This window comes from Corynebacterium sp. (assembly GCF_012838985.1).
In the GTDB taxonomy this organism is placed as follows: Bacteria; Actinomycetota; Actinomycetes; order Mycobacteriales; family Mycobacteriaceae; genus Corynebacterium.
Genome location: NZ_DUOE01000073.1, coordinates 1 through 6,187 on the forward strand (window position 1 = coordinate 1; position 6,187 = coordinate 6,187).

General features: G+C 67.1%; 6 protein-coding genes and 1 pseudogene. 4 read left to right on the forward strand and 3 right to left on the reverse strand.

What is annotated here, in order from left to right; all coding sequences use genetic code 11:
• Window positions 1-1,051: pseudogene (locus GXZ33_RS04350) on the forward strand (DNA-directed RNA polymerase subunit beta'); the annotation flags it as partial.
• Between the two features lie 75 nt (window positions 1,052-1,126).
• On the opposite strand, the gene GXZ33_RS04355 reads toward GXZ33_RS04350, so the two are convergent.
• The 3 genes from GXZ33_RS04355 to GXZ33_RS04365 all read right to left on the reverse strand — a co-directional run bounded on the left by GXZ33_RS04355 (window position 1,127) and on the right by GXZ33_RS04365 (window position 4,334).
• Window positions 1,127-1,792: a DUF1707 domain-containing protein gene (locus tag GXZ33_RS04355; protein WP_291339664.1), complete on the reverse strand. Its 666-nt coding sequence runs from the start codon at window positions 1,790-1,792 to the stop codon at window positions 1,127-1,129.
• Between the two features lie 129 nt (window positions 1,793-1,921).
• A complete protein-coding gene (locus GXZ33_RS04360; RefSeq protein WP_174520277.1) occupies window positions 1,922-2,575 on the reverse strand; it encodes an anaerobic ribonucleoside-triphosphate reductase activating protein in 654 nt (217 codons plus the stop codon).
• On the reverse strand, window positions 2,541-4,334 hold the full coding sequence (locus GXZ33_RS04365; RefSeq protein WP_291339665.1) for a ribonucleoside triphosphate reductase: 1,794 nt from the start codon (window positions 4,332-4,334) through the stop codon (window positions 2,541-2,543). Before GXZ33_RS04365 ends, GXZ33_RS04360 begins: the two co-directional genes overlap by 35 nt.
• A 490-nt stretch (window positions 4,335-4,824) precedes the next feature.
• Here GXZ33_RS04365 and rpsL point away from each other — a divergent pair, with 490 nt between their 5' ends.
• The 3 genes from rpsL to GXZ33_RS04380 all read left to right on the forward strand — a co-directional run.
• A complete protein-coding gene (gene rpsL / locus GXZ33_RS04370) occupies window positions 4,825-5,196 on the forward strand; it encodes a 30S ribosomal protein S12 (protein WP_040084824.1) in 372 nt (123 codons plus the stop codon).
• 3 nt (window positions 5,197-5,199) lie between these two features.
• Window positions 5,200-5,667: a 30S ribosomal protein S7 gene (rpsG, locus tag GXZ33_RS04375; RefSeq protein ID WP_291339666.1), complete on the forward strand. Its 468-nt coding sequence runs from the start codon at window positions 5,200-5,202 to the stop codon at window positions 5,665-5,667.
• A gap of 324 nt (window positions 5,668-5,991) precedes the next feature.
• Window positions 5,992-6,187: GTP-binding protein (locus GXZ33_RS04380; RefSeq protein ID WP_291339667.1), on the forward strand; the 196-nt coding region annotated here is incomplete at its 3' end.

A 6,187-nucleotide genomic window follows, 5' to 3' on the forward strand; every position in this document is an offset into this window, starting at 1 on the left:
GACCGGTGTCTGCGCGAAGTGCTACGGCAAGTCCATGGCCTCCGGCCAGCTGGTCGACATCGGCGAGGCCGTCGGCATCGTCGCCGCCCAGTCGATCGGTGAGCCCGGTACCCAGCTGACCATGCGTACCTTCCACCAGGGTGGTGTCGGTGGCGACATCACCGGCGGTCTGCCGCGTGTCCAGGAGCTGTTCGAGGCCCGCGTGCCGAAGAACGCCTCCCCGATCGCGGAGTTCTCGGGCACCGTCGCCCTCGAGGATGACGGCAACTTCTACAAGCTCATCCTCACCTCCGACGACGGTTCCGAGGAGAAGATCTACGAGAAGCTGTCCAAGCGACAGGGTCTCGCCCAGGTCAAGGTCCCGATGGACAACAACCCGTCGGTGTTCATCGAGCGCACCCTGCGCGACGGTGACCACGTCGAGCTCGGTGACCGTCTGCTCCGCGGCCCCGCTGACCCGCATGACGTGCTCCGCGTCCTGCGTCGTCGTGGCGTCGAGAAGCACCTCATCGACGAAGTGCAGGCCGTGTACCGTACCCAGGGTGTGGCCATCCACGACAAGCACATCGAGATCATCATCCGCCAGATGCTGCGCCGCGGCACCGTCATCGACGCCGGTTCCACGGACTTCCTGCCGGGCACCCTGGTCGACCTCACCGAGGCCCGCCGCATCAACGCGGCGATCCGCGCCGAGGGCGGCCAGCCGGCGGAGCTGCGCGACCAGATCATGGGTATCACCAAGGCCTCGCTGGCCACGGAGTCCTGGCTGTCCGCCGCATCGTTCCAGGAGACCACCCGTGTCCTGACCGACGCCGCGATCAACAAGCGCTCCGACCAGCTCATCGGCCTCAAGGAGAACGTGATCATCGGTAAGCTGATCCCGGCCGGTACCGGTATCTCGCGCTACCGCAACATCCAGGTCAAGCCGACCGAGGCGGCCCGCAACGCGGCCTACTCGATCCCGACCTACGGCGACTCCATCTACGGTGACGACGGCTACGCCGAGTTCACCGGCGCCTCCGTCCCGCTGGACGAGGACTTCCAGATGTAGTTCCACCGGATGACCCACGAAGGCCCCGAGGATTCACTCCCCGGGGCCTTCGTGCTGCCTGCGGACGATCCCGGGTCAGCGCACGCCGCGGGCCTTGCGGGTGACCTCCACCCCGCCCATGAGCGCCAGGCCCCGCAGGCGGATCACCGGCGCATCCAGCGGGATGTCCTCCCGTGCGAGGGTGACGCTCTTGTCGTCGCTGACCCCGAAACCGCCCATGATACCGACTCCGTCGCAGATGATCCGGACGTCCTCCGGGACGGTGATCTCGATCCCGCCCATCACGGCGACAGCGTGGATGACCGTCTCACGGGCGCTGAGGCGGGCGTGCCGCAGGTCCAGGACGGTGCCGCCCATGAGGGCCAGGGAGGTGTGCGTGGGGGCGCACAACCAGCCACCGGCGCGTTCGGAGCCGCCCATCACGGCGACACTGAAGGAGTCCCCGCCGGGTTCACCGGTGACCTGCTGCAGCGACATCGCCTGGGCCTGCGGGGGAGGCGTCGGCGTGTGATCGGGCCGCACGGCGGGCAGCTGCTGGTCGAGGACCCGGGCCGGATCCGGGTACAGGTCAGCCAGGGGGAGAAGCAGCTCGTCGCGGTACTTCGTGGCCCAGACCGTGGAGGTGCGTTCATCGAATTCCGCGTAGTCGAGCTTCCCCTGGGCGAAGGCGTGGCTCAGGGCCTCTGCTGCACGGCTGCGGTCCTCGTCGCTGGCGCGGAGGCGGGACGGATCGTTGCTCATGCCCTGATGGTACGGGGCACCGGCGGGGGACGCGTGTCTCAACCTGTCGAATCTGTGCACGGCACATCTGTATACGTGCAGGTCAGGGAAGGCGCGGAAAAACACGTTCGACAGGTTGAGACACGGGGGTCAGGCGACCCGGTGGTGGCCGTCGGCGTCGACGCCGCGGGCGTACTGCACGACCAGCTCATGTCCGGCATCGCGGACCCGCGCCCGCAGTTCCGGCAGCTGTCGTTCGAGGAGGGAGCCCGGCCACACGGTGGTGCGCACCTGGACCTCGACTCCGGCGGCGGTCACCACGTCGAGGGACTCCCACATCCGCCGGGCGGTGGCGGGCGTGCAGCCGACGACGCCGGGAGTGGAGGCCGGCAGCCCCTTGACGTCCAGGCCTATCCAGTCGGGGCGCGTGGTGGGCTCGGCGAGCAGGGCCGCCAGCCGGGTGGGGGAGTATCCGCTGGTGTGCAGGCCCACGGGGAAGCCCCGGGCACGGGTCGCGGCCACCGCCGCCCCCAGCCCGCGGTGGACGGTGGGTTCGCCCCCGGAGATGACCAGGCCGTCGAGGAGTCCCCGGCGGGTGTCGAGGAACTCCAGCACCCCGGGGAAGGACACCTCCCCACCGCGGAACGCCTGCAGCGTCGGGTTGTGGCAGTAGCGGCAGGACAGCGGGCAGCCCTGCGTGAAGACGGTGGCCGTGAGGAGCCCCGGCCAGTCGGTCGCGGAGAAGGGGATCACCCCGGCGACGGGCAGGTCAGGCACGGGTCGGGTCGAAGTAGACGCGCTCACGGAACTCCCCCTTCTTGCCGGTGTTGAAGCTGCTCACCGGGCGGAAATAGCCCATGACGCGGGTCCACAGCTCGGTGGGCTCCCCGCAGTCGGGGCACGCCGGGTGCTCACCTGAGAGGTAGCCGTGGGTGGGGCAGACGGAGAACGTCGGGGTGATGGTGAGGTAGGGCAGCCGGAAGGTGGACAGGGCCCGGCGCAGCAGGGTGGCGCACGCCTCCCCGGACTCCAGGGCGGCGCCCATGTAGAGGTGCAGCACCGTGCCGCCCGTGTACTTCGCCTGCAGATCCTCCTGGGCGGCCAGCGCGGCGAAGGGATCCGGGGTGTGCGTGACCGGCAGCTGCGAGGAGTTGGTGTAGTAGGGCTCCTCGTCCGTGCCGGCCTGCAGGATGCCGGGGAAGCGTGCGCGGTCGGCGCGGGCGAGGCGGTAGGTGGCGCCCTCGGCGGGGGTGGCCTCCAGGTTGTGGAGGTGGCCGGTCTTCTCCTGCGCCTCCACGAGCAGGGCGTTGAGGTGGTCGAGCAGCCGCGCGGTGAGGGCGTGGCCCTGTGGGTCGGTGATGTCGTAGGCGTCGCCGGTGAAGTTGCGGACCATCTCGTTGCAGCCGTTGACGCCGATGGTGGAGAAGTGGTTGTCCAGGCTGGGCAGCCACCGGGCGGTGTAGGGGTACAGGCCGGCCTCGAGCTGCTTCCCGACGAACGCCCGTCGCCTCTCCAGCGTGTCGACGGCGAGGTGGACGAGGTGGGTGGTGGCGTCGAGGAGCGCCTGCTCATCGCCGGCGTGGATGTGGCCGAGGCGGGCGCAGTTGAGGGTGACCACCCCGATGGAGCCGGTCAGTTCGGCGGATCCGAACAGGCCGTTGCCGCGCTTGAGCAGTTCGCGCAGGTCGAGCTGCAGGCGGCAGCACATGGAGCGGACCATGCCGGGGTCGAGGTCGGAGGTGAGGAAGTTCTGGAAGTAGGGCAGACCGTAGCGGGCGGTCATGTCGAAGAGTGCACGGGCGTTGGGGGAGTCCCAGTCGAAGTCCGCGGTGATGTTGTAGGTGGGGATGGGGAAGGTGAAGGGGCGGCCGTCCGCGTCACCGGCCCCCATCACGGCGATGAAGGCCCGGTTGATGAGGTCCATCTCCTCCTGCAGCTCCCCGTAGGTGAAGTCGATGGGTTCGCCGCCGATGAAGGGGTACTGGTCGCGCAGGTCGGCGGGGCAGACCCAGTCGAAGGTGAGGTTGGTGAACGGCGTCTGCGTGCCCCACCGGGAGGGGACGTTGAGGTTGAAGACGAACTCCTGGAGGGTCTGCTCGACCTGCTCGTAGGTGAGGGAGTCGAGGCGGACGAACGGCGCGAGGTAGGTGTCGAAGGAGGAGAAGGCCTGCGCCCCGGCCCACTCGTTCTGCAGGGTGCCCAGGAAGTTGACGATCTGCCCGCACGCCGAGGACAGGTGCTGCGGCGGAGCGGAGGAGATGGTGCCCGGCACCCCTCCGAACCCTTCGGCCAGGAGCTGACGCAGGGACCAGCCGGCGCAGTAGCCGGAGAGCATGTCGAGGTCGTGGATGTGGATGTCGCCCTCGCGGTGGGCGCGGCCGGCGTCCGGGTGGAAGACCTCGTCGAGCCAGTAGTTGGCGACCACCTTCCCCGAGGTGTTGAGGATCATCCCGCCCAGGGAGTAGTCCTGGTTCGCGTTGGCGTTGACGCGCCAGTCACTGCGGTCGAGGTACTCGTTGATGGTGCTGGAGGGGGAGATGGAGGAACGCGTGAAGGGAGTCATGGCATCCACCATAAGTTGGAATTACCTCGTTGTAACTCTCGCCAATGAGTTTCATAGCCACATGGTGTGGTGGGGGTTGGGTGGGGTAACCGCAATATGTGGTGTTCCGTCGCTGGTTGTCCCCGGCGGGTGCCCACAACATGTGGGGTGGGTGCGGCCCCGGAATGGCGACCCCCGTTCGGGTGATTGCTGGGCGGAGCTGCCTGTCCGGGCGATTCTCCGGCGGTGGGGCCGCCCCGTAGGAGAGGGGGATTTGGGGATGGAGGAGGGATTCCTGTAACGTGCACGGGAGTCCCACGTCTCCATGGTGGGAGCCTGATTTTCCTCCCGGTAGGCCAGCGAGAGCGGCTGACTGGGTTACGCACGTTTAAAAGCGAGACCGGATGAATCCGGCCCCGCACCAGGTGTGCGGGTGTCAGGCGAAGAAACATCCGAAGTCTCTCGGTCGGCTCATCCGGCCGGATAAGCCGATCAACACAGAAAGACGGTTATGCCCACTATTCAGCAGCTGATCCGCAAGGGTCGCCACTCCAAGGCAGCGAAGATCAACTCCGCTGCCCTGAAGGGTTCCCCGCAGCGTCGCGGCGTGTGCACCCGCGTGTACACCACCACCCCGAAGAAGCCGAACTCCGCTCTGCGTAAGGTCGCCCGTGTGCGCCTGACCACCGGTATCGAGGTCTCCGCCTACATTCCGGGCGAGGGCCACAACCTCCAGGAGCACTCCATGGTGCTCGTCCGCGGCGGTCGTGTGAAGGACCTCCCGGGTGTCCGTTACAAGATCGTCCGCGGCACCCTCGACACCCAGGGTGTCAAGGACCGCAAGCAGGCCCGCTCCCGCTACGGCGCCAAGAAGGGACAGTAAACAATGCGTAAGAACCGTGCAGTCGTTCGTCCCGTCGTCAAGGATCCGGTCTACAACTCCGAGATCGTGACCCAGCTGGTCAACAAGGTCCTCATCGACGGCAAGAAGTCCACCGCTGAGCGCATCGTCTACGGTGCCCTCGAGGCCTGCCGCGAGAAGACCGGCACCGACCCGGTCGGCACCCTTGAGAAGGCTCTGGGCAACATCCGCCCGGACCTCGAGGTCCGCTCCCGCCGCGTGGGTGGCGCCACCTACCAGGTTCCGGTTGAGGTCCGCCCGGGCCGCTCCAACACCCTGGCTCTGCGTTGGCTCGTCACCTTCACCCGTCAGCGTCGTGAGAACTCGATGGTTGACCGTCTCGCCAACGAGATCCTGGATGCGTCCAACGGTCTCGGTGCTTCCGTGAAGCGCCGCGAGGACGTCCACAAGATGGCTGAGGCCAACCGCGCCTTCGCCCACTACCGCTGGTAGTACAGGGATTCGCACCACGATGGCCCAGCACCCTGTCGCATTCCTCCGCCCCTCACCGTCCCTCCGCATCTTCATTGCGGTCGGCCGGCCGGGGCGGGTCTGAGGCGACTCGTTGTTGGGCCACAGGTGTCTTTCCGGGTGGGTCGAAAGGCGCACCCACTGAGCTTGACCACTGATTGCCGTAGACTCGGATGTCGGCGAATTTCGTCACTGACGGGTGCCAGCACGGCCAATCAATGGCAGTATTGAACAAGAACTATCCACCGACGGCGTCCCAGGCGTACAACGCACGGGCGTCCAAGATCTACAAGTTGGGGTAAGACTGTGGCACAAGAAGTGCTTAAGGATCTGAACAAGGTCCGCAACATCGGCATCATGGCCCACATCGATGCTGGTAAGACCACCACCACCGAGCGCATTCTCTTCTACACCGGTATCAACCGTAAGGTCGGCGAGACCCACGACGGTGGCGCCACCACTGACTGGATGGAGCAGGAGAAGGAGCGCGGTATCACCATTA